General features: G+C 33.1%; 1 protein-coding gene. It reads right to left on the bottom strand.

The annotated features are described in order from the left end of the window. Window positions 1–144 precede the first annotated feature (144 nt). Window positions 145–1,068: a carbohydrate kinase family protein gene (locus AD60_RS09145; RefSeq protein ID WP_158248421.1), complete on the bottom strand. Its 924-nt coding sequence runs from the start codon at window positions 1,066–1,068 to the stop codon at window positions 145–147. Window positions 1,069–1,449: the final 381 nt, after the last annotated feature.

The raw sequence follows: 1,449 nt of genomic DNA, 5'->3' as shown, positions 1-1,449 counted from the left end.
AAATAAGATAAAATTACTACAAACTCCTCCTAAGAATATTATTATTATAGATGATGTGTACACTACAGGGGCCTCAATGAACGAGGCGGGTAGTTTGCTCATCAATAAATGTGATGTTTTAATAGGTATTACCGTGGCAAAAGCTTATAGATATTCTTTTAATAGTTCTTTATAGTTTTTTATATTACAGATTGCTCCCACATATTTTAACTTTTCTGCTGAAAAGGCATTCCCTAATCTTGCCGCTTTTATAACATCCATGCCTATAATTGTGCCTATGTATAAACCTGACCAAAATGCATCCCCTGCTCCCGTTGTGTCTATTACCTCTTTTGCATAAGAGTCAAAATGAGTAATCGTTTTACCATCAGAAAATATAAACCCCTTTTCTCCTAATGTAAGAAGTACATTTTTTACTCCCCATTCATGAAAAATATTTATATATTCTTCTTCATTCTTATTTTCCTTGAAAATATGTACACAATCATCTAAAGAAGGTTTTATAAAATCCACGTATGGCATAACCAATCTTAAAACATCTCCTATTTCTAAAGATGTTTTCCACAATATCTCTCGATAATTAGGATCAAATCCTATTAAAACATTATTCTTTTTGGCAACTTTTAACAATCTGAGTGTGTTTTTCAAGTTTTTATCGGAAGATAATGCCCAAGAAGAAAAATGAAAGATATTTGCTTTTTTAACAATATCAAAATATGTTTCGGCAATATCTAAATTTAAAGAGGCCGATCTTAATGGATAAAATTCAGGAGATGATTTAGACTTCAAAACATACACAATGTCCGTATGAAAACGTTCATCTTGTGATATACCCCGAACATCTACATTATAATTATTTAATTGTTCAAGAATAAAATCTCCAAAAGGATCCCTACCTAACCTTGAAATTACAGCAGATTTAAACCCCTGCTTAGCGATGTTAACAGCTATGTTACTTGGTGAACCTCCTAAAAATTTTTCAAAGGAAGTCGCATTTTTTAACCCTTTTACATAATCTTTAGAGATAAAGTCTATCAACACCTCACCAAAAGAGACAAAATTAATCACTATATTCCTCCTCGTATAATATGTATGGATATGAAACTCAAAAAATGGTACTAAAAATTTGTTTTTTGCTCTTTTTTATTATTTCTTTTGTAAAGAGATGCCCTAATGCTAAAATAGTATCAGGATGATTAGCGAGGGAAGATTCCCTTCCTCCCTGCAAGACCTTTTGGCCGTTGCTTAAAAAGCTTGTTTCCTGACTTAGCAGTCAATTTGCTAACCGATTACTGCATCACCTTTGATTAGGCCATCAGCAAGGGCTATTTTTCATTGGTGGATGCTCATAGAGCGCGAGGTTGCCTTTGGCTGCTAAGATTAGGGCATCTCTTTGCTTTCATCCTTTATCTTTTTTCGAAAGGTGGTGAAATAACTATGGATCACAAC

The sequence above is a fragment of the Petrotoga sp. SL27 genome, assembly GCF_002924605.1.
In the GTDB taxonomy this organism is placed as follows: domain Bacteria; phylum Thermotogota; class Thermotogae; order Petrotogales; family Petrotogaceae; genus Petrotoga; species Petrotoga sibirica.
The sequence above is the reverse complement of the archived record's forward strand: the minus strand, read 5'-3'. Positions and strand labels throughout refer to the sequence as shown.